Raw genomic sequence first — 20798 nt, 5'->3', positions numbered from 1 at the left:
CCGGAAGAGGTTGGGTGGCTATGGGTGCACGGGGTCTTCGGGATCATGGAAGACGTGGCGGAGCTGCCGGCCGGCCGGGCAACCCGGGCGGCGGCAGGGCTGGAGGCGGCCCTTCCAGCCACCGGCGCGGAGCGTGCGAGCGACCTGGATCGCCGTCGCGCACGGGGTCGCGACGTCGGCCCAGCCGTAGCGAAGGGTCCGCTGACCGCCGGCTGCGGTGGCGTTGTCGCGCCGCTGATCCTGGCGGCGCAACTCCTCCGGGTGGTAAGCCCGGCCGTCGAGCTCGACCACGGTGGCGAACGGCCGGTATTCGACGTCCCGGTAACGGGTCGCGCCGGCCTGCCGGACCCGCGCCTGGCGCCGGCCGGCGGGAAGGCCGTGACCCCGCTCGACGTCCCGGAGATACCGCAGCTCCAGCACCGAACGAGCACCTGCTGCGGCATCGCCGACCGTCGACTCCGGCAACCGTCGCCAGCGCATCTTCCTGCGCCGCCGCAACGCGGTCGCCAGCCGATCCGGTGTGGTCAGGCCCCGGCCGCATGCCGTGGTCAGCCAGCCGATCGCCGACTCCAGCCTTCGCTCCAGCTCGGCGAGGTCGAGCGTGGTGTCCTCGACCCGCGTGCGCCGCAACGCGGGTCCCGGTTGGACGGTGGCGGCGAGCCGGGCCCGGTGATGCACCACCACGCCCGGCAACGGCCGCATCCGCCGGTGGCCGGGGATGGTGACGTGCACCAGGTCGGACGGCTGGTCCACGAGCCCGTGCAGCTCGGCCGCGGTGTCATGGCTCAGCGCCGCACCGGGTCCGGCCCGGAGCAGCACCGCCCAGCACGACGCCCGGCGGCTCACGTCGCCGGTGAACGTCCGGAACACCCCGTCGAACATCGGCACCCACCGGCCGGCCTCGACGTGCGACCGGATCGTGCCGAGACTCACCCCTGCCTCGACGGCCTGCCGCCGTGTCACGACGCCGGCCTGCAGTTCCAACAGCTCTTCAAGCACCCGACCAGCCTGGGCACTGCCCGCGCCGGCGGACAGCCCGAATCCCCGCCTGTGGATAACTCCGCCCGGCCGCCCGTGATCCGGAAGAGTCTGTGCACCCAGGGGTACACGAGGTCTTCCGGATCACGGAGGGGTCAGGCGGCGGAGGCTCGGACCAGGGTGCGGATCTGGCGGAGGAGGACGGAGAGGGCGGCGAGGTCGCCGGGGGACTCGCCGAACTCGCCGATGGCGTTGCGGGTGCGGGCGATCGACGTGGCGTTGCTCTGCTCCCACTCGTCGACGCGGGCCTCGGCGTCGTCGGAGGGGGCGGTGCCGTTGAGCACCTCGGCGGTCAGGGCCGCGAGCGCCGCATACAGGTCGTAGCGCAGCGCCATGCGGGCCAGGGTCTGCCAGCGGTCCTCGCGGGGCAGGTCGGAGATCTTCGACAGCAGGTCGTCGATGCGGAAGCGCTCGGACAGCACGTAGTAGACCGTGGCGACCTCGTTGACGTCGCGGCCGGTCTGGGAGGCGACCTCGACGATGTCGAGCAGGCCGAAGCCATACATGATGCGGGTGGTGAGCTCGGCCAGCTCGTCGGGGAGGCCGAGCTCGCGCAGCTGGACGGTGTTGGCGTGCAGGGCCTCCCGCTCGCGGCCCCGGAAGAGGGTGTCCAGCTCCCCGAGCAGGCGCGAGATGCCGGGGCGCAGCCGGGCGATCTCGCCGGGCACGTCGATCGGCAGGCGCCGGTTGGAGACCAGCCAGCGCACCGCGCGGTCGAGCAGTCGGCGGATCTCCAGATAGACCTCGGTCTGCGACTCGGTCGGGATCTGGTTGTCCAGGACCTCGACGGCGGTGCGCAGCGCGTTGAGCCCGTAGACCTCGCGGATGACGACGGAGGCGCGCAGGACGTCGGCCGAGCCGGCGCCGGTCTCCTCCGACGCGCGGTGGAAGAAGGACGTGCCGCCCCGGTTGACGGCCTCGTTGACGACGGCCGTGGTGACGATCTCGCGGCGCAGCGGGTGCTCGGCCATCGCCTCGACGAACCGGTCGCGCAGGGCGGTCGGGAAGTAGGCGACCAGCACCTCGTTGGTCCACTCCTCGTCGGGCAGGCCGGAGTCGAGGATCTCGTGCTCGAGGACGATCTTCACGTAGGACAACATGACCGCGAACTCGGGTGAGGTCAGGCCGACGCCGAGCGCGGCGCGGGAGTCGAACTCCTCGTCGGTCGGCAGCCCCTCCAGGGCCCGGTCGATCAGCCCGCGCTTCTCGAGATCCGCGATGAGCCGCTTGTGCACCGGCAGCAGCGACCGGGACTGGGCGCGGGCGTTGCCCAGCGCGGTGGCCTGGTCGTAGTTGTCGCGCAGGACCAGGTCGCCGACCTCGTCGGTCATCTGGGCCAGCAGCGGGTTGCGGTCGGCCTGCTCGAGCTGGCCGGCGGCGACGGCCCGGTCGAGCAGGATCTTGATGTTGACCTCGTGGTCGGAGCAGTCGACACCGGCGGAGTTGTCGATGAAGTCGGTGGCGATGCGGCCGCCGCCGAGCGCGAACTCGATCCGGCCGCGCTGGGTCAGGCCGAGGTTGCCGCCCTCGCCGACGACCTTGACGCGCAGCTCCCGCCCGTTGACCCGCAGGTAGTCGTTGGCCTTGTCGCCGACGTCGGCGTGCGACTCGCCGGTGGCCTTCACGTAGGTGCCGATGCCGCCGTTCCAGAACAGGTCGACGGGGGCGGCGAGGATCGCGTGCATCAGCTCGTTGGGCGTCAGCGAGATCACCGAGGACGGGATGCCCAGGGCCGCCTTCGCCTCCGACGTGAGCTGGATCGACTTCGCCGTCCGTGGATAGACCCCGCCACCGGCGGAGATGATCGACCTGTCGTAGTCGTCCCAGGACGAGCGTGGCAGGTCGAAGAGCCGCTGCCGCTCCTCGAACGACGCCGCCCGGTCCGGGGTGGGGTCGATGAAGATGTGCCGGTGGTCGAAGGCCGCGACCAGCAGGATGTGCCGCGAGAGCAGCATCCCGTTGCCGAAGACGTCGCCGGACATGTCGCCGACGCCGACGACGGTGAAGTCGGTCGTCTGCGTGTTGACGCCCAGCTCGCGGAAGTGCCGCTTCACCGACTCCCAGGCGCCCTTGGCGGTGATGCCCATCTTCTTGTGGTCGTAGCCGGCCGAGCCGCCCGAGGCGAACGCGTCGCCGAGCCAGAACCCGTACTTCACCGAGATCTCGTTGGCGATGTCGGAGAACGTGGCGGTGCCCTTGTCCGCGGCGACGACGAGATACGGGTCGTCGGGATCGTGCCGGACCACGTCGGCCGGGGCCACGACCTTGCCGCCGTCGAGGTTGTCGGTGACGTCGAGCAGGGCCGAGATGAACAGCTGGTAGCAGGCGACGGCCTCGTCACGGTCGCCCGGCACCTGCTTGAGCACGAAGCCGCCCTTGGCGCCGGTCGGCACGATCACGGCGTTCTTCACCATCTGCGCCTTGACCAGGCCGAGGATCTCGGTGCGGAAGTCCTCGCGCCGGTCGGACCAGCGCAGGCCGCCCCGGGCGACCGCGCCGAAGCGCAGGTGCACACCCTCGAACCTCGGCGAGTACACGAAGATCTCGAACTTCGGCCGCGGCGCCGGCAGGTCGGGGATCGACTGCGGATCGAGCTTGAACGCCGTGTAGGACTTCGGCCGGCCGGCCTCGCCCCGCTGGAAGAACGACGTGCGCAGCGTCGCCTGGATCAGCATCAGGAACGAGCGCAGGATCCGGTCCTGGTCGAGACTGGTCACCTCGTCGAGGTCGGCGTGGATGGCCGTGACCAGCTCCCTGGTCTGCACCGCCCGGCTGTCCTCGGACAGCTGCAGCCGCGGGTCGAACCGGGCCGCGAACAGCGCGACGAGCTTGGAGGCGATCGCCGGATACTGCAGGAGGGTCGACTCCATGTAGTCCTGCGAGAACACCGTGCCGGCCTGGCGCAGGTATTTCGCGTAGGCCCGGAGCACGACCACCTCACGCCAGGTGAGACCGGCCTTGATGACCAGGGTGTTGAACCCGTCGACCTCGGCCTCGCCGCGCCAGGTGGCGGAGAACGCGTTCTCCAGGTGCGGCCGGACCTCGGCGATCGCCCTCGAGTCGGCGGGCAGTTGCAGGCCGAAGTCGTAGAGGTAGATGGTGCCGTCGACGCGGTGCATCTCATACGGCCGCTCGTCGGTGACCCGCACGCCGAGGGAGTGCAGCACCGGCAGGACGGCGGAGAGGATCATCGGCTCGCCGTAGCGATACACCTTGAACCGGATGTCCGACTCGTCCTGGCGGCGCCGGTAGACGTGCATGACGAGCTGGCCGGGCTCGTCGAGCAGCTCCAGCTTCGCGACGTCCTTCACCGCCTCATACGGCGTGTGCTCGTCCTTGTACGTCTCCGAGATCGCGCCGCCGTAGCGCTGGTAGAGCAGCTTCGCCTGGTGCTCGTCGTCGAGCTTGCGCTCCAGGACGAGGCGGAAGTCGTCGTCCCAGAGGCGGGTGGCCTCGGCGAGCCGCTCGGTCAGGTCGTCGACGTCGACGTCGCCGGGCGGGTTGCCGGGCTCGGTGCGCACGATGAAGTGGACCCGCGCGAACTTCGACTCGCTGACCCGGGTCGTGTAGTCGACGCCGATGCCGTTGAGCTCCGCGAGGAGGATCTGCTGGATGCGCAGCCGGTTGGCCGTGGTGAACCGGTCCCGGGGCAGGTAGACCAGGCACGAGATGAAGCGGCCATAGGCGTCGCGGCGCAGGAACAGCCGCAGCTGCCGCCGCCCGGCCAGGCGCAGCACGCTCATCGCGGAGCGATACAGCTCATCGGTGGTGATCTGGAACAGCTCGTCGCGCGGATAGGTCTCCAGCGTCTCCATCAGGTCCTTGCCGGAGTGGGAGCGCGGCGAGAGGCCCGAGCGCTCCACCACCTCGGCGACCTTGCGCTTGACCACCGGCAGGTCCCGCACGCTGGTGCGGTAGGCCGCGGACGAGAACAGCCCCAGGAAGCGCTTCTCGCCGGTCACGTTGCCGTCGGCGTCGAACTGCTTGAAGCCGATGTAGTCCAGATAGGCCGAGCGGTGCACGGTGGCCCTGGAGTTGGCCTTGGTGATGATCAGCAGCCGCTTCTCGAGGGCCTTGGCATACGCCTCGGCGGTCATCGAGCTCAGCACCCGCGGGTGCGGCTGGTCGGCGCGCAGGATGCCCAGGCCGGTGCCGAGGACGGCCTGCAGCAGGTCTTCGCCGCCGTCGCCCTTGATCAGCTTGTATTGCCGGAAGCCCAGGAACGTGAAGTGGTCGTCGGCGAGCCACCGCAGCAGCTCGACGGAGTCGGTGATGTCCTTGTCCGGCACCGGCAGCTGCGCGCTGCCCAGCTCGTCGGCGAGCGCGAGTGCCTGGGTGCGCATCTTCGGCCAGTCCTCGACCGCTTCGCGCACGTCGTTGAGCACGCGGGCCAGGTCTGTGCGGACCGTCTCCAGGTCCTGCTCGTCGCGGATGCGGTCGATCTCGATGCGGATCCAGCTCTCGACGATGTCGCCGGGGCCGGCGTCCTCGGGCTCGAGGCCGACCCGGACCCCCTCCAGGGCGCCCAGCGGCTGCCGGCGCACCACGACGAGCGGGTGGACGAGCAGGTTGACGTCGAGATTGCGCGCCGACAGGGCGCTGGTCACGGAGTCGACCAGGAATGGCATGTCGTCGGTGACGATCTCCAGAGATGTGCCGCCGGTCACACTGAGCCCCAGCCGGAGCTTCAGCTCCCCCGGGACCCGCTGGTCGGCGAGCTCCAGGTGCGACGCCGTGGCCGCGACCATCTTCGACACCTGGCAGCTGGCCAGCTCCTCGTCGGGGACGAGGCGCCAGTAGTGCGCGACCAACTCGGGATCGACGTCCTGCGCTGCGGCCAGGACCACCGCTTCGGCGACGAGGTGCTCAGCGTTGGGCACTGGCTGCGCTAACTCGTCGTCCTCGATCGTTGGCTCGGCGACCGCAGTGCGCACCGTTGCCGTGGGCCGGTTCATCGGTCTGTTCTCCCCTCACCCACGACGCTGTGGGTTGTCCCGCACAGCCTAAGACGTACCCCCGACATTTCTGATCGGCGCATACCCCGGTAACCGGTTCAGCAGCGTCGGTTACCCGATCGACCAGTACGCCCATATACCAATTGTCCAACTTTTCCGATCTTGGGGCGTGCGGATCGTGGCTTTCATGACGCAGAATCGCCCCCATGGCCGTTTCATTTCGTCGCATGATCGCCCTCCTCGCCGGGCTGACGCTGCTGGGTGCCCTGCCAGCCTGCTCCAGCAAGCCACCGGACGACGCGCTGAAGACGTTCCTCGCCGCGTGGGAGCAGGGCAACATCGCCGGGATGAAGTTCGTGGGCACGGACGGCAAAGCGCTCAGTGGCGACGCGGCGCAGAAGCTGTGGACCACGGTCGCCGGTGACCTCGCCGCGACGCCGCCCAAGCTGGCGATCAAGGGCGCGCCCGCCGTCAAGAAGGACGAGGCCAGCGCCGTGGTGACGGTCAAGTGGCCGGTCGCCGGATCGACCTGGGAGTACGACACCACGGTCAACGCCAGGCGCATCGACAAGCAGTGGACCGTCGTCTGGGGCGTCAAGACCATCAACCCGACGCTGGAGGCCACCGACAAGATCGCCGTGCGCAAGTCGGCGGGTCCCCGCGGCAGCATTCTCGACGGCTCCGGCCAGCCGATCGTGAGCAGCAAGCCCGTGGTCATCATCGGCGTGCAGCCACGCTCGGTCACCGACATCAACATCGTGGTGAAGAACCTCGGTGACGCGTTCACCGCGGCGAAGGTCCAGGTCGACCTGTCCGGCCTGCCGAACAAGGTGAAGGCCGCGAAGCCCGACGCGTTCGTCGAGGTCGTGACGCTGCGCAAGGAGGTCTACGACCAGATTGCCAACAAGCTCAACTCGACCCCGGGCGTCGTCACCCGCAACTCGACGCAGACCCTCGGTCCCTCGGCCCAGTTCGCCCGTGCCCTGATCGGCACGTCCGGCGAGGTGACCAAGGAGATCATGGACAAGAACCCCGGCAAGTACAAGGTCGGCGACGTCGTCGGCCTGTCCGGGCTGCAGCAGCGGTACGACACGGCCCTGCAGGGCAAACCGGGCGTCTCCGTCGTGGTGCCGATGCCCACCGGTACCCCGGACAAGAAGCTCTTCACCACCGAGGCGGCACCGGGCGCGGCGATCAAGCTCACCCTCGACGTCAACATCCAGAACGCGGCCGAGGCGGCCCTCGCCCTCGACACCCGCCGTTCCGCCCTCGTCGCGATCCGCGTCAGCGACAACTCGATCGTCGCGGTCGCCAACGGCCCCGGCGCGGCCGGCAACAACTTCGCGCTGGTCGGGCAGACCCCGCCCGGCTCCACGTTCAAGACGATCACCGCGCTCGGCGTGCTCGACAAGGGCACGACCGGCGAGACCGTGGTCCCCTGCCCGAAGAACCTCACCGTCGACGGCCGCACGTTCAAGAACTCCCACGACATGGAGCTCGGCAACGTCCCGTTCCGGGTCGACTTCGCGAAGTCGTGCAACACCGCGTTCGCGTCCCTCGCCCCGCAGCTCGCCCCGGACGGCCTCGCCAAGACCGCGCAGAGCGTCGGCATCGGCATCCCGTGGGACCTCGGCGTCGACGTCTTCACCGGCAAGGTCTCCGCGAACGGCTCCAAGTCCGAGCAGGCCGCGGCCGCGTTCGGGCAGGGCACCACGCTCTCCTCGCCGGTCGCGCTCGCCGGCGCCGCCGCCGCGATCGCCCGCGGCCAGTGGAAGCAGCCGCAGCTCGTGCTCGACCCCGCCCCGAAGAGCCCGGCGGCCGACGGCCCGCAGCTCAACCAGGCCTCCCTGGACGCGTTGCGGCAGATGATGCGCGAGGTCGTCACCTCCGGCACCGCCGACCAGCTCAAGAACCTCCCCGGCGACCTGCGGGGCAAGACCGGCACCGCCGAATACGACAACGACCCGGCGCACACGCACTCCTGGTTCATGGGGTACCGCGGCGACATCGCCTTCTGCGTCTTCGTCGAGAACGGCGGCGCCAGCACCGCGGCGGCCGTCCCGATCGCCGGGAAGTTCTTCCAGACCATCGGCTGACCCACAGCACGCGGCCCCACCCGCCGTCGGCGGGTGGGGCCGTTTTCATCGCTGTTTCGGTGTCCGCTCTTCGTCCGGTGTACGCGCGGCAGGCACCACATCCGTCAACGGCGACTCTGGCGGCTCCACCGGCTCACGGGGTGTCCGGCTCTGCGCCGGCACGAACGGCACGGCACCATCCCGGTCCTGGCCGGGCGCGTCGTCCGGCGCGTCGGCGCGGCGGGCGAGGCGACCCGAGGCCGGCGGTGCCGAGGTCGGCGCGAGCGTCAACGCCAGCCGGGGCGCCCGGCGGCTCTTGCGCCCGGGGCGCCCGAACGGTAGCGCCGCACCACCACCCTCGGCGGCGGCAGCCAGCTCGGCGGCGGGCTGGTCGGCGGGCTGGTCGGCGGGCTGGTCCGGGCCGGCGGGCGGCTCGCCCACCGCGTCCGGCCCGCCGACGGTGACCCAGCCGTCGTCCGCAGGACCGGCGGACGCCACCTCGTCGAGGTCGATCGGCTTGCGGGTGGTGATGCCGATCACAGCGCCACGGCTGTACGCGGGAAGCCGGGGCGTCTCGGCCTGCCCCGCCCGGCCGGCGCCCCGGTCCGCGGCGAGGTCGACCACCGCACCGGTCCGCACATCGACCCAGGCGACCGGCGGCAGCTCCAGCTCGTGATCCTCGGCGGCACCGCCCGGTGCGCTGCCGGCGGGCGAGGCGCCCGCGGAGGCATCGACCAACGGCTCGGTGAGATCGGGGAACGCCGCCAGGTCATCGGCCGGGTCATCCGCCGGCTCGTCCTGCGGCTCACCCGGACCGTCAGCAACGCCGTCCGGCAGGCCGCCAGGAAGGCCGCCAGCAGCGTCGGCAGAAAGGCCTGCTCCGGCGTCGGCAGCAAGACCCGCTCCGGCGTCGGCAGGAAGCGCTTCCGGATCGACGGGCTCGCCCTGCGAGGGGGCATCGGAGCCGGCCGCCGCATCGGTGACCTGGCCGGCCGGGTCGTCGCCGACCGGACCAGCGGCCCATTCGACGTCGGCATCGTCGGCCGGAGGGTCGGAACCGTCGACCGGAGCGTCGGGAGAGTCACCGGCCGGGTCGTCGACGGCAGCGCCGGCCGCCACGGCAGCCGCCTCGTCCGCCTGCTCCCCGACCGGCTCGGACACCGGCGCGGAGACAGCCTCCGACACCGGCGCAGGCTCGAACACCGGCGCGGACGCCGGCTCCGGCACCTGCACGGGCTCGAACACCGGCACCGGCGCGGACGCCGGCTCCGGCACCGGCACCGGCTCGAACACCGGCGGGCGCGCGAACGCCGGCCCGCCGGTGGCCGGTGCCTGCACCGGCGGGGCGGACACCACCGGGGTGAGGTCGGCGGCGGCCAGGGCGGAGGACGTCACGAGGGGCTCGAGGCCGGCGACGAGGACGTCGGTGACCTCCCGGGCGTACTGCCCGTCGGGGTCGTAGTCGGGGTCGAAGACGGTGACCTGGACACCCACGCAGCGCGGGTCGCTGACCAGCCCGCTGAGCAGGATCTCCAGCTCCCGGTAGGCGATCCCGCCGACGTCGGGGGCGTCGACCGCCGGCATGACCGCCGGGTCGAGCACGTCGACGTCGACGTGGACCCAGAAGCCGGCGCAGTCGCGCAGCTGGTCGCGGGCCCACTGCGCGGAGCGGGCGGCGCCGTGGGAGCGCAGCTCCGGCACCGCGCGGGCGACGATGCCGGCGGCCTGCAGGTCGAGGCGGTATTCGTCGTGGGTGCGGATGCCGAGCAGGACCACGTCGACGTCGCGGAAGTAGGGCCGGCGCTGCTCGATCGAGGCGAGGTTGCTCTGCCCGCGGCCGGTGGCCAGCGCCAGGGCCTCCCCGCCGGCGGCCCCGACATACGACGCGTTGCCCTCGTGGCGGAAGTCGGAGTGGCCGTCGACGTAGACCAGGCCGACCCGGCCGGCGAGATCGGCGGAGTACCGCCGCATCGCCAGCCCGGCACCGAGCAGGATCGAGCAGTCGCCGCCGAGGATGACCGGGAAGTCGCCGGCGGCGAGGACCGAGCCGATCCGGTCGGCCAGCCGGCGGACGAACACCGCGATCTCGTCGGCCTGGGCGACGCCGTCGCCGGGCTGCCAGCCGGCCGGGTCGTAGCGCGGCGGGGTGATGCACCCCGCGTCGCGGGCGCCCAGCCGGGCCAGCAGGCCGCTGTCGCGCAGAGCGCCGGGGGCTTTCGCGCAGCCGGGGACCGAGGTTGCGGTCGGTGGCCGCAACCCCAGGTTGCTCGGTGCGTCGACGACGGCGATCCGGCGCATCCCGCCCCGGCTCAGAAGAGCGCGCTCGCCAGCGCCCGGCGGGCCTTGGCGACCGCGGGGTCGTCGGGCCCCGCGACGGTGAACAGCGAGACGAGGTGTTTGCGCACCGTCTCGCGTTCGTCGCCGGGGGTGCGGCGGACAAGGTCGATGAGGCGCTTGTAGGCGAGGTCGGCCTGGCCGGTCAGCACCTCGATGTCGGCGGCGAGCAGCTGGGAGGGGACGTCATCCCCGGCCGCCGCCAGGACGGCCGCGGGGTCCAGCCCCGAGGTCCGGCGCAGCAGGGCGACCTGGGCGAGGCCGGACTCGGCGATCGGGTCCGCCGGCGTGTCGGCCAGGATCTGCTTGTATGCCAGCTCGGCACCGTCGAGGTCGCCGTCCATGAGGGAGTCGTCGGCGGCCAGCAGGCGCGGGTCGTCGCCGCGCTGGACCTCGACGCCGGCGGCCTTGAGGACCGCGTCGATCCACTGGCGCAGGTGATTCTCGGGCAGCATCTGGTTGAACGCGTCGACGGGCTGCCCGCCGACGATCGCGACGACGAACGGGATGCCCTGGATGCGGAACATCTGGGCAAGCCGCGGATTGGCCTCGATGTCGACGCGGCCGAGCAGCCAGGTGCCCTCACCGTCGCCGGCGAGCTTCTCCAGCAGCGGCGAGAACTGCTGGTGCGGCTGGCTGCCCTCCACGTAGAAGTCGAGGACGACCGGGGTGTTGACCGAACGCTGCAGGACGGCGTCCTGGAAGTTGGTCTCGGTGACGTCGAACACGAACGCGGAGCTCGGCGCGGCGGCAGGCTGAGCAGATCGCTGCGCCGCGGCCTGATTGCTCCGGGCCAGGGCGCCGAGGTCCACCGCCCCGCGGGTGAAGATCGACTGGGTCTGCCTTGGGTCGCTCATGGAGCTAGTTTTGCACGTGCCCCAAGTGGTCCGCCGCAAGTGACCGGTCGGATCCACCCGCCACCAGTGTGACGGCGCCGTCGATGTGCTCGACGGTGAAGAGGGTGCCGGGCGGGAAGTCGCCGAGGACCTCGGGCGGCAGCTGGACGGTGCCGTCCCCGGCGACCACGGCGAAGTCCTGGCCGTCGCGGCCTTCGGCGCCGACGCGGCCGTCGCGGATGGTCACGGCGCGGCCGAGGCGGGTGCCGACGTCGCCGTCGTGCGTGACGACGACGATCGTGGTGTTGCGCTCCTGGTTGACCGTTTCGAGGGCCTCGAGGACCTCGTCGCGGCCGGCGGTGTCGAGCTGGCTGGTCGGCTCGTCGACGAGCAGCAGGCCGGGTCCGGCGGCGATGCCGACGGCGAGCGCGGCGCGCTGGCGGGCGCCGGGAGCGAGCTCCTCGATGCGGGAGCGGCCGAGGCCGGGCAGTCCCACCAGGTCGAGGATGCGGTCCGGGTCGTCGAGCTTGATGCCCTCGGTGCGGGCGGCGCGCCGCTGGGCCAGCCAGATGTTGCGGTGCAGCGTCGCGTAGGGCAGCAGGTTGCGGGCGGCGCCCTGCAGCACCACGCCGATCTCGGTGCCGCGGAGGCGGGCGATCTCACCGTCGGACAGCTTGCCCATGTCGTACGTGCCGATGTTGACCCGGCCGGCCGACGGGCGCATGAGCCCGGCGAGCAGCGCGATCAGCGTCGACTTGCCGGAGCCGGACGGCCCGACCAGGGCCAGGGTCTCCCCCGGCCCGATCGACAGGTCGACACCGGCGAGCGCCACGACGTCGCCCGCCTCGGCCCGGTAGATGTGCACGACCCGCCGGCAGGCCACCGCCAACCCGTTCATGAGCAGTCCCCTTTTATCGCTGTCTGGTCGCGGCACGGAGTCGGGCGCCGGCTAGGAGGGCCACGCCGGCGAGGGTCAGCACGGCCGCCGCCCAGGCGACGGCCACCGGGAGCGGCGACGGCCAGATCGGCACCGGGAAGGTGTCGGGGTCGTCGGTGAACACCGGAAGATGTTCGCGCACCAGGAGCCAGCTTGCCAGAGCGGCGAAGGGCCCGATGACCGCCGCGGTGCCGACCAGCGCCAGGTAGCCGTTGGCGGACGCGTCCCGGCGGGCCACGCCCTGCGCCCGCAGGGCCCGCAGCTCGCCGCCGCGGCGCTGCCGGTCCAGGGCGGTGACGAGCCACATCGCGCCGCCGGCGAGCAGGACGGCGAGGCCGGCCGCGAGCTCGTGGAAGCGCAGCGCGACCGCCGGGCCCTGCTCGTCGAGGGCGGCCCGCAGCGGGCCGATCCGCTGGTCGGTCATGACGTGCAGGCCCTGCGCCTCGACCCGGTCGAGGATGTCGGCGGGCGCCTTCGCGTTCAGCCAGATCTGCGGGCTGATCGTGTCCGCGCCGCCGGAGGAGAGCCGCTCGGCGTAGTCGAGGTCGACGATGCCGCCCTTGGATCCCATGCGGGGGATCTGGCCGGCCTCGCCGACGGTCTTGGCGACGATCCTGGACCCGTCGAAGCCGGCCATGTGGTCGCCCATGCTGGCAGCCCGGGCCATGACGACCGGCATCGGCGACGGCGCATCCGTCGGCATGAGCGTGAACGCGACGTCGGCGCCCTTGTAACCGGACACGTTCATGCGCAGCCCGCCGTCGGCGGAGGTGAGCTCGGGCACCATCAGCACGGGCCCGGGGGTCTCCGGGACCCGCCACTGCTCGCCGTCGCTGAAGTCGGTGATGGTCTCGCCCCGCTGGGCCATGGAGTGCAGGGTGATCGTGGCGTCGAAGCCGCGGTCCTCCGGCTGCCTGATCCGCAGCGCGGCGAGGCGGCACTTGTTCACGCACATCGGGAGGTTCCTGATGTACGTGCGGCGGCCCAGCTGCGGCGCGCCGAAGTCGACCTCGCCCGCGGCCGACCCGTCCAGCGGGATCACGACCATGACGAACCTGACCCGGAACGCGTCGACGAGCTTGTTGACGGTGATGTCGAGGGTCACGTCCTTGTTGTCCACGATGATGCTGTCCCGGGGGACGTCGGGCCGCAGCAGGGCGGCGGCCTCGGCGGCGGTGAGTCGGGAGTCGTTCCACAGCGCGACCTTGGCGAGGCGTTCGCTGTCGACGCCGAGCACCCGCGGGACCGCCGGGTCCTCGGCCTTCGGCAGCATCGCCGTGGCCATGGCGAAGTCGCCGGCGGGGTCCAGCGCCCGGACCTTGCTGAGCAGCTCGGTGCGGCTGACCGGCTCGACGGTGAGGACCCGGTCGGCCCCGAGCTCGACCCGGATCCGCAGGTCACGGTTGTCGTCGGAGGCGGTTGCCGCGGTCGCCGCGAAGCAGGCGAGGGCGATCGCGATCACGAACAGGGCGAGGGTGCGCTGGCTGCCCGGGCGGCGGGCCATCGCATACGCGGCGAGCGTCGGCCCGATCCGGCCACGGCGCAGGGCCCGCCGGCCGTTGCGTTCGGCGAGTGGCAGCACACCGCGGGCGGCGAGCAGCCCGAACGCGATGACCACCAGCGACGGCCCGAAGATCGCGAAGCCGGTGAGCCCGCTGTCGCCCTCCCGCAGTTGCAGCACCGCGACGACGGCGAGGACCACCACGGCCACCTCGAACACCGGCGCGCCCCAGCGGGACAGCCGGCTGGGCACGTTGCGCAGCAGGTCGATGGTCTTCTTGGCGAGCTCGGCCCGCTGGGCGAGGGCCGCCGCGCTCACGGCACCGGCGAGGGCGATGAGGGCCCACAGGTTGGCGCCCTCAGAGAGCGGCACGTCGCCGCTGGAGCCCAGCAGCAGCCAGGCGGCGAGCCGGACGAGGTAGTGGCCGAGGACGTAGCCGGCGGCGGCGCCGAGGAGGATCGGCACGATGCTCTCGCCCGCGGCGAGCCACCAGCGGCGCGGGAAGGTGACCCCGCGCAGGGACATCAGGCCGAGCTCGAGCCGGCGTTCGGCGGTCGCCGAGGCGACGGCGACGAACAGCACGAACCAGCACAGCAGCACGAGCGGCACCGCGCCGACCGGCACGACCTGGGCGACCAGGCTCCGGTCGTGCTCGATGCGGCCCAGCAGGTGCGGCAGGTCCGCCTTGACCGTCGGCGACCCGGACAGGCCGGCGAGCTGGGCCCGGCCGCTCTCGATGGCGCCGTTGATCGCGAGGAGGCTGTCCCCGGTGATCGCGGCGTGGTCGATGACGACGTCGAGGGCCTGGCGCTCGGTCATCCGCTCGATCGACTCCAGCGAGAGCCGGTTGGCGAGGACCGGGGCGGTGACCCGCCGGGCGGACGGCCGGTCGTCGAAGTAGCCGAAGTCCGCCCAGTACTGCTCGGCCGCGTCGATCGGCTCGTACGCGCCGACGACCGACATCGACGTGGGCTTGCCGAGCGGCACCCACTCCTGGCCCTCGGCGTCGAACGTGGCCCAGTCGACGCCCAGGACGGCGCCTACCTTGATCTTGAGCTGGTCGAGTGTGGGCTTGCTGAGGATGATCTCGCTCTGGCTGATGAAGCAGCGGCCCTCGACGACCCGGACGTGCCCGCACGCGTCGTCGCGATACACGAACCGCGGCGCGATCGCTTCGACGCCCTCCACCGGGCTCTGCAGGTAGGCGTTGGTCTCGGCGCTGAAGACGGTGGAGAAGCCGGGGAAGACGAAGACCTTCGGCGCGAGGTCCTCGAAGGCCCGGTCGCCGGCGTTCGTCTCGCGGCGGGCCTGCACGACCAGCTCGTTGACGGGCGCTGCGGCGACCTCGCTCGCGACCACGGCACGGTCGGCGGTGGTGATGTAGACGGGCGCGCTCACCGCGGCCGCCATGGCGAGCATGGCCAGGACGAACGCGGTGACGGCCTGCCCGGGCCGGGCCCGGATCATCGACAGCACGAGCCCGATCATGGCGTCTTCCATCCATCTGCGAAGTACGGCAGGACGTCACCGATGTAGGTGCGGATGAGCACGACGAGCAGCAGTCCGACGACGATCGAGACGCCGACGAGAATGAGGTACCCCTCGGCGGCCACCCGCTGCACGACGCGGGCGGGTGCACCCTGGATCCGCAGCGCGTTGAGCTCCGCCGCCCTGGGCCGGCGCTCAACGGCGGCGACCACCGAGGCGGAGCCGATCGCGAGCGCGATCCCGATCACCGCCGACAGCAGCATGAACTGCAGGGTCAGCGGCGGCCCGAAGGAGGCGTACCGGGCGGCGACGGTGTCGATGGACTCCTCGCCCTGCACGATCAGCCCCTGCTGCCGCAGCCGGTCGACGATGTCGCGTGGCGCGCCGGGCGCGAGCCAGACCTGTAGCGACTCGCCCGCGCCGAAGTCGGCGCCGAGCCGGTCGGCGTACTCGAGGTCGACGAGCACGCCCTGGTCGCCGAGGCGGGGCAGGCGCGTCGCCGTGCCCACGATGCGCTCGGAGATCGACGCCGAGCCGTAGGTGACCCGCTGATCGCCGGCGATGCGCTGCTGCAGCCGCTTGGCCCGGATCGTGGCGATCGGCGCGGGCGTGTCGATCGGGTAGACGCCGGCGTCGGACGCCGGGCCGGGCCGGATCGGCGCGACCCGCAGCATCAGCCCGGCGGCGGTCGGCGTGACGATGAGGTTGGGTGGCGCCGGCGAGACGGCGAGACGCCATCGGGCCCGGTCGGCCAGGGCGTCGGCGCCGAGGACCGGCGACCCGGCCGTCACCCCCCGGACGGTGACGTCGATGCCGGGGCGCGCGGCGAAGAACACCTTCTGCTCGAGGGTGCTCTGGGTGATCGCCAGCGAGCTCAGCCGGCACCCCGGCGCCGTGGCGCAGGCGGGCACCGGGGTCTTCAGCACCGCGGCGCCCTCCACGAGCGGGCCGACCCGGGCCACCAGCCGGTCGCCGCCCGGTTCGGCGAGCACTGCCTCGAAGAAGAGGGTCCGGCCGGACTCCGGCTTGGTCATCCGCACGTCGAGGTCGAACGTCAGCTCGCCGCCGGTGACCATGACCGGGGCCGGCGCCTCGGGGTGCAGTGCGGCGGCGGCCTGCTCGGCGGTCATCCCGTACTCGGGGCGCCAGGTGGCCACGGCGGGCAGGCGCGGGCTGTCCACGAGCAGCACCCGGTCCTGGCCGGAGCGCAGCGACTGCACGACCGCCATCGCCTGCCGGCCGGACGGGTCGGCGGCGCGGACCGCGTTGAGCAGGGCGAGCCGGTTCTCGGCGCGGACGGTGAGCACCCGGTCGGCGCCGACCTCCAGCTCGGCCCGGGTGCGCCCGGCGCGCTGCCCGGCGTCCCAGGTGAGGAACGACGTGCCGAGCAGCGCGACCGTCACGATCATGAGCGCCGCGAGCCGGTGCACACCGGGGCGGCGGGCCAGGTAGATGGCGGTGAGCGCGCGGGCCGGTCGGCCGTGCCGCAGCGCGCCCTCGACCAGCCGGCCGGCGACCGCCGTGATCGCCCGGGACGCGACCAGCGCGCAGGCGAGCGCGGCGAGGCCGGGTGCCAGCAGGGCGAGCCCGGCCGTGTCCCCGGAGGCACGGTGCTTCACCTGGTACACGGCGATGCCCGCGACGATCACCAGCACCAGGTCGAACAGGTCCCGCCACGCACGGGCCCTGCCGGGGGCCTGCCGCAGCAGTTCGGCGACCGTCGCACCCAGCGAGCGCCGCTCGGCGAGCAGCGCGGCCAGCAGCGCGCCGACCACGGCGACGGCCACCGCGCCGACGGACAGCGACGCGGCCTGCGAGACGACCGCGGGGTCGTCGATCGCGCCGGTGACCGCGGTCGCCACCAGATACCCGAGCGGGAGCCCGAGCACCGCCCCGGCCAGCATCGGCACCGCGCTCTGGCCGCCGACGAGCGCCCAGGTGCGGCCGCGGGTCGCGCCGCGCAGCTTGACCAGCCCGACGTCCGGGCGGCGCTCGTCGCCGGTGTACTTCACCGCCAGGTACAGCGCGAACCAGCACAGCAGGAGCAGCTGGAACGCGCCCACGGGGACACCGAGGCTGAGCAGCTGCCGGTCCCGCTCGACCCGCTCGACGGTGGAGTAGATGCTGGTGTACATCGTGAGCCGGTTGTTGGCCGCCTTGACCGTCGCCGCGTCGAGGAACGCGCGGACCTCCGAGGGGGAGTTGTCGACGAAGAGCTTCGGCTCGGCGACCATGTCGACGACGAAGCGCAGCTTCTCGGGCTTCATCTGGTCGAAGACGGCAGGGCCGGCCAGGATCGCGTCGTCGACCGGCTCGGTGATCTCCGGCGGCGCGCCGGTGGGCAGGTCGGCCGCGATCAGCTGGGCGTTGCTGCTCCAGAACGGGTCGGCCGGGTCGACCGGCCGGTAGATCCCGACGACGGTGAACTGGGCCGTGCCGAGGACGTCGGTCGCCTCGAAGGAGACCGTGTCGCCCGGTTTGGCGCCCAGCCAGTGGGCGGTGCGGTAGCTGAGCATCACCTCGTTCGCGGCGGTGGCGCAGCGCCCCTCGATCGTGGCGTGCTCGCACGCGCCGGTGCGCAGCGTCAGCGGCGAGTCGGTCTCGCGCCTCGCGCCGACGTTGCGGCCGTCGCCCGGTGGCGCCGCGGCCAGCAGCGAGCCGACCAGGTACGCCTGCGTGTAGGTGGTGAACCCGCCCAGCTCCACGACCGACTGGGTGAGCAGGGCGTTGGCCTCCAGGTGCGCCGCGACGGAGCCACCCTCGATCGCACCCTCGCCGACGGTCTCGAGGGCCCGCTCCTGGATCGGCGCGGACTCCACATGGCGGGTGGCGATGCGTTCGGTGGACGCCAGGACGTACCAGGGCGCGGCGGCCGCGGCGGCCGCGGCGAGCGTGCTCAGCAGCAGCAACGTCATCGCCTGCGTCCGCCGGGCCCGCAGCGCTGCGAGCACGAGTGCCAGCAAGGCCCCTCCCCCGTGGTCAAGGTCGTTCGTAGGAAGACCAACCGGGGAGGGGGCCGGTTGCATCTCGATTCGGTAACCGGCTTGCTAGAACCGCGCTGGTTCGCGGTAGATGCCCCATTCGTCCTTCAGTGCGCCGCAGATCTCGCCGAGGGTTGCCTCGGCCCGGCACGCGTCCAGCATCGAAGGGATCATGTTGCCGCCCGTGCGCGCGACCGCCACCATCTCGGCGAGCCGCTGCTCCACCAGGGCGTTGTCGCGTCCGGCCCGGCGCGCCCCGAGCAGCTTGTTCTGCTCGATCTCGACCTCGTGCGAGACCCGCAGGATGTCCAGCTCCCGGGTCAGCGAGCCGGTGTGCACGTTGACGCCGACGACCCGCTTGTCGCCCTTCTCGACGGCCTGCTGGTAAACGAAGGCACTGTCGGCGATCTCCGACATGAACCAGCCGTCCTCGATGCCGCGCAGGATGCCGGCGGTGATGGTGCCGTCGCCGCCCATATCGCGGATGCGCTGGAAGATCGCCTCGGCCTCGGCCTCGATGCGGTCGGTGAGGTCCTCGACATACCAGGAGCCGCCGAGCGGGTCGGCGACGTTGGTGATGCCTGTCTCCTCCATCAGCACCTGCTGGGTCCGCAGGGCGATCTCGGCGGCCTCGTCGGTGGGCAGCGCCAGGGTCTCGTCCAGGGCGTTGGTGTGCAGCGACTGGGTGCCGCCGAGGACCGCGCTGAGCGCCTCGACCGCGGTGCGGACCACGTTGTTGTACGGCTGCTGCGCGGTGAGCGACACCCCGGCGGTCTGCGTGTGGAACTTGAGCCAGAGCGCCTTCTCGCTGGTGGCGCCGTACACGTCGCGCAGCCAGCGGGCCCAGATCCGGCGCGCGGCGCGGAACTTCGCGATCTCCTCGAAGAAGTCGATGTGCGCGTCGAAGAAGAAGCTGAGGCCGGGCGCGAACGTGTTGACGTCCAGCCCACGCGACTGGCCGAGCTCCACGTATCCGAAGCCGTCGGCGAGGGTGTACGCGAGCTCCTGCGCGGCGGTCGAGCCGGCCTCACGGATGTGGTAGCCGGAGACGGACAGCGGCTTGTAGCGCGGGATCTCCTTGCCGCAGAACTCCATCAGGTCGCCGATGAGGCGCAGGTGCGGCTCGGGCGGGAAGAGCCACTCCTTCTGCGCGATGTACTCCTTGAAGATGTCCGTCTGCAGGGTGCCGTCCAGCACCCGCAGGTCGGCGCCCTGGCGCTCGGCGGCCACCAGATACATGCAGAACACCGGGACGGCCGGCCCGGAGATGGTCATGCTGGTGGTGACGTCCGCGAGGGGGATGCCGTCGAACAGCACGTCCATGTCGGCGGCCGAGTCGATGGCGACGCCGCAGTGGCCGACCTCGCCGAGCGACTGCGGCTCGTCGGAGTCGCGGCCCATCAGGGTCGGCATGTCGAAGGCGACGGACAGCCCGCCGCCGCCCGCGCCGAGCAGCATCTTGTAGCGGGCGTTGGTCTGCTGGGCGTTGCCGAAGCCGGAGAACTGCCGGATCGTCCAGGTGCGGCCGCGGTACCCGGTCGGGTGCAGCCCCCGCGTGTAGGGGAACTCACCGGGCCAGCCGATGCGCTCGAAGCCCGGCACGTCGGCACCCTCGGGCGGCCCGTAGACCGGGTCGACCGGGGTCCCGGACAGGGTGGTGAAGTCGGCGTCGCGCTTGCGGGCCTCGTCATAGCGGCGCTGCCAGCGGGCGCGGCCCTCGGCGATGTCGTGGGCGTCCATCGGGTGTCGGCGCTCCTCGAATGCTCGGTGTGATCGGGGTGTCCGTCTCACCGTCGATGGTATGCGCTTCCTGAACGATCGCTAAGGAGGGTGGGTGAACTCCCACCCTCCTTCCCGCGACGAGTCGTGACGGGCCCGACCTGACCTAGGCCGCCGACGCCTCGACGGACTCGGGCAGCTTGTCGCTGACGTGCACGTCGTCCACGACGATGTCGACCGAGGTGACCTCGAGCCCCAGCAGGTTCTCCACCGCGCCGATGACGTTCGCGCGGACCTTCTCGGCCACGGAGTACAGCACGAAGCCGTACTCGATCACGAGCGTGACCCGCACGGCGGCGGAGGTGCCCTCGAGCCGGACGCTCACACCTCGGTTGCCCTGCTCGCGCTCGTCGTCGCCGAGGCCGATCCGGTCCCGGACGGAGGCGAAGACGCGGGCGACGTCGCCGCCCAGGTCATACACGCCGGGCACCTCGCGGGCGGCGATGCCGGCGATCTTCTCGACCACCTCGTCGGCGATGGTGGTGGTGCCCCGCTCGGCGGCGAGCTCGGCGTTGTTGCGCAGCCGGTCGACGACCTGCGAGGCGATCCGGCCGGACGCGGCGGCGGTCGTCGAGGCGAACTCCCCGACCCGGTCGGCCGTGGTCGAGGCGAACTCGCCGACCCGCTCGGCGGTGTCGGAGGCGAACGCGCTGACCCGCTCGCCGGTGGTGGCGGCGGTGCCTGCCACGGAGCCCGGGGCGGCCGGCTCGATCGAGAGCGCGTCGCCGGTCATGTCCGGGTCGTCCACGTCGGTGCGCTGCGCGGGGAGGCCCGCGGTCACGTCGGTCATGTCAAAAACTCCCCTAGGTCGGTGGCCGAGCGCGAGCGTACTCGCGCCCGGCCAACGCGGGGATAGTGCTTTCGTGCGCAGCAT

At 72.1% G+C, this 20798-nt stretch carries 9 protein-coding genes and 1 pseudogene; 1 reads left to right on the top strand and 9 read right to left on the bottom strand.

From position 1 onward, the window contains the following. Positions 1-18 precede the first annotated feature (18 nt). Both ACFPIJ_RS41510 and ACFPIJ_RS41505 read right to left on the bottom strand, forming a co-directional pair. The gene (locus ACFPIJ_RS41510) at positions 19-999 is read right to left on the bottom strand and encodes a hypothetical protein (protein WP_380124029.1); all 981 of its coding nucleotides are present in this window, start codon (positions 997-999) and stop codon (positions 19-21) included. Positions 1000-1133: 134 nt separating this feature from the next. Beyond that, positions 1134-5993, bottom strand: a complete 4860-nt coding sequence (locus tag ACFPIJ_RS41505) for an NAD-glutamate dehydrogenase (protein WP_380124026.1) — start codon at positions 5991-5993, stop codon at positions 1134-1136. A gap of 206 nt (positions 5994-6199) precedes the next feature. On the opposite strand from ACFPIJ_RS41505, the gene ACFPIJ_RS41500 reads away from it, so the two are divergent. Further along, positions 6200-8089, top strand: a complete 1890-nt coding sequence (locus tag ACFPIJ_RS41500) for a penicillin-binding transpeptidase domain-containing protein (RefSeq protein ID WP_380124024.1) — start codon at positions 6200-6202, stop codon at positions 8087-8089. A 1376-nt stretch (positions 8090-9465) separates the two neighbouring features. On the opposite strand, the pseudogene ACFPIJ_RS41495 reads toward ACFPIJ_RS41500, so the two are convergent. From ACFPIJ_RS41495 to ACFPIJ_RS41465, 7 genes and pseudogenes are all read right to left on the bottom strand, one after another. Beyond that, positions 9466-10366: pseudogene (locus ACFPIJ_RS41495) on the bottom strand (arginase family protein); the annotation flags it as partial. Positions 10367-10377: 11 nt separating this feature from the next. Next, positions 10378-11259, bottom strand: a complete 882-nt coding sequence (locus ACFPIJ_RS41490; RefSeq protein ID WP_380124022.1) for a tetratricopeptide repeat protein — start codon at positions 11257-11259, stop codon at positions 10378-10380. A gap of 4 nt (positions 11260-11263) precedes the next feature. After that, positions 11264-12136, bottom strand: coding sequence for an ABC transporter ATP-binding protein (locus ACFPIJ_RS41485; RefSeq protein WP_203846378.1), 873 nt, complete (start codon positions 12134-12136; stop codon positions 11264-11266). Positions 12137-12149: 13 nt separating this feature from the next. Continuing rightward, positions 12150-15164: an FtsX-like permease family protein gene (locus ACFPIJ_RS41480; RefSeq protein WP_380124020.1), complete on the bottom strand. Its 3015-nt coding sequence runs from the start codon at positions 15162-15164 to the stop codon at positions 12150-12152. Then, positions 15161-18127: an FtsX-like permease family protein gene (locus ACFPIJ_RS41475; protein WP_380124018.1), complete on the bottom strand. Its 2967-nt coding sequence runs from the start codon at positions 18125-18127 to the stop codon at positions 15161-15163. Before ACFPIJ_RS41475 ends, ACFPIJ_RS41480 begins: the two co-directional genes overlap by 4 nt. 84 nt (positions 18128-18211) lie before the next feature. Next, complete coding sequence (locus ACFPIJ_RS41470; RefSeq protein WP_380124016.1) at positions 18212-19885, bottom strand: acyl-CoA mutase large subunit family protein; 1674 nt, start codon at positions 19883-19885, stop codon at positions 18212-18214. A gap of 145 nt (positions 19886-20030) precedes the next feature. Beyond that, positions 20031-20714: an Asp23/Gls24 family envelope stress response protein gene (locus ACFPIJ_RS41465; protein ID WP_380124014.1), complete on the bottom strand. Its 684-nt coding sequence runs from the start codon at positions 20712-20714 to the stop codon at positions 20031-20033. Positions 20715-20798 lie beyond the last annotated feature (84 nt).

The organism is Dactylosporangium cerinum, assembly GCF_042653625.1.
GTDB lineage: Bacteria > Actinomycetota > Actinomycetes > Mycobacteriales > Micromonosporaceae > Dactylosporangium > Dactylosporangium cerinum.
This window is presented reverse-complemented; position numbering and strand designations above follow the sequence as displayed.

Bases quoted from the DNA above. Each gene is read 5' to 3' on its own strand.
- ACFPIJ_RS41505 (WP_380124026.1), bottom strand. From the start codon at position 5,993: ATGAACCGGCCCACGGCAACGGTGCGCACTGCGGTCGCCGAGCCAACG.
- ACFPIJ_RS41500 (WP_380124024.1), top strand. From the start codon at position 6,200: ATGGCCGTTTCATTTCGTCGCATGATCGCCCTCCTCGCCGGGCTGACG.
- ACFPIJ_RS41490 (WP_380124022.1), bottom strand. From the start codon at position 11,259: ATGAGCGACCCAAGGCAGACCCAGTCGATCTTCACCCGCGGGGCGGTG.
- ACFPIJ_RS41485 (WP_203846378.1), bottom strand. From the start codon at position 12,136: ATGAACGGGTTGGCGGTGGCCTGCCGGCGGGTCGTGCACATCTACCGG.
- ACFPIJ_RS41480 (WP_380124020.1), bottom strand. From the start codon at position 15,164: ATGATCGGGCTCGTGCTGTCGATGATCCGGGCCCGGCCCGGGCAGGCC.
- ACFPIJ_RS41470 (WP_380124016.1), bottom strand. From the start codon at position 19,885: ATGGACGCCCACGACATCGCCGAGGGCCGCGCCCGCTGGCAGCGCCGC.
- ACFPIJ_RS41465 (WP_380124014.1), bottom strand. From the start codon at position 20,714: ATGACCGACGTGACCGCGGGCCTCCCCGCGCAGCGCACCGACGTGGAC.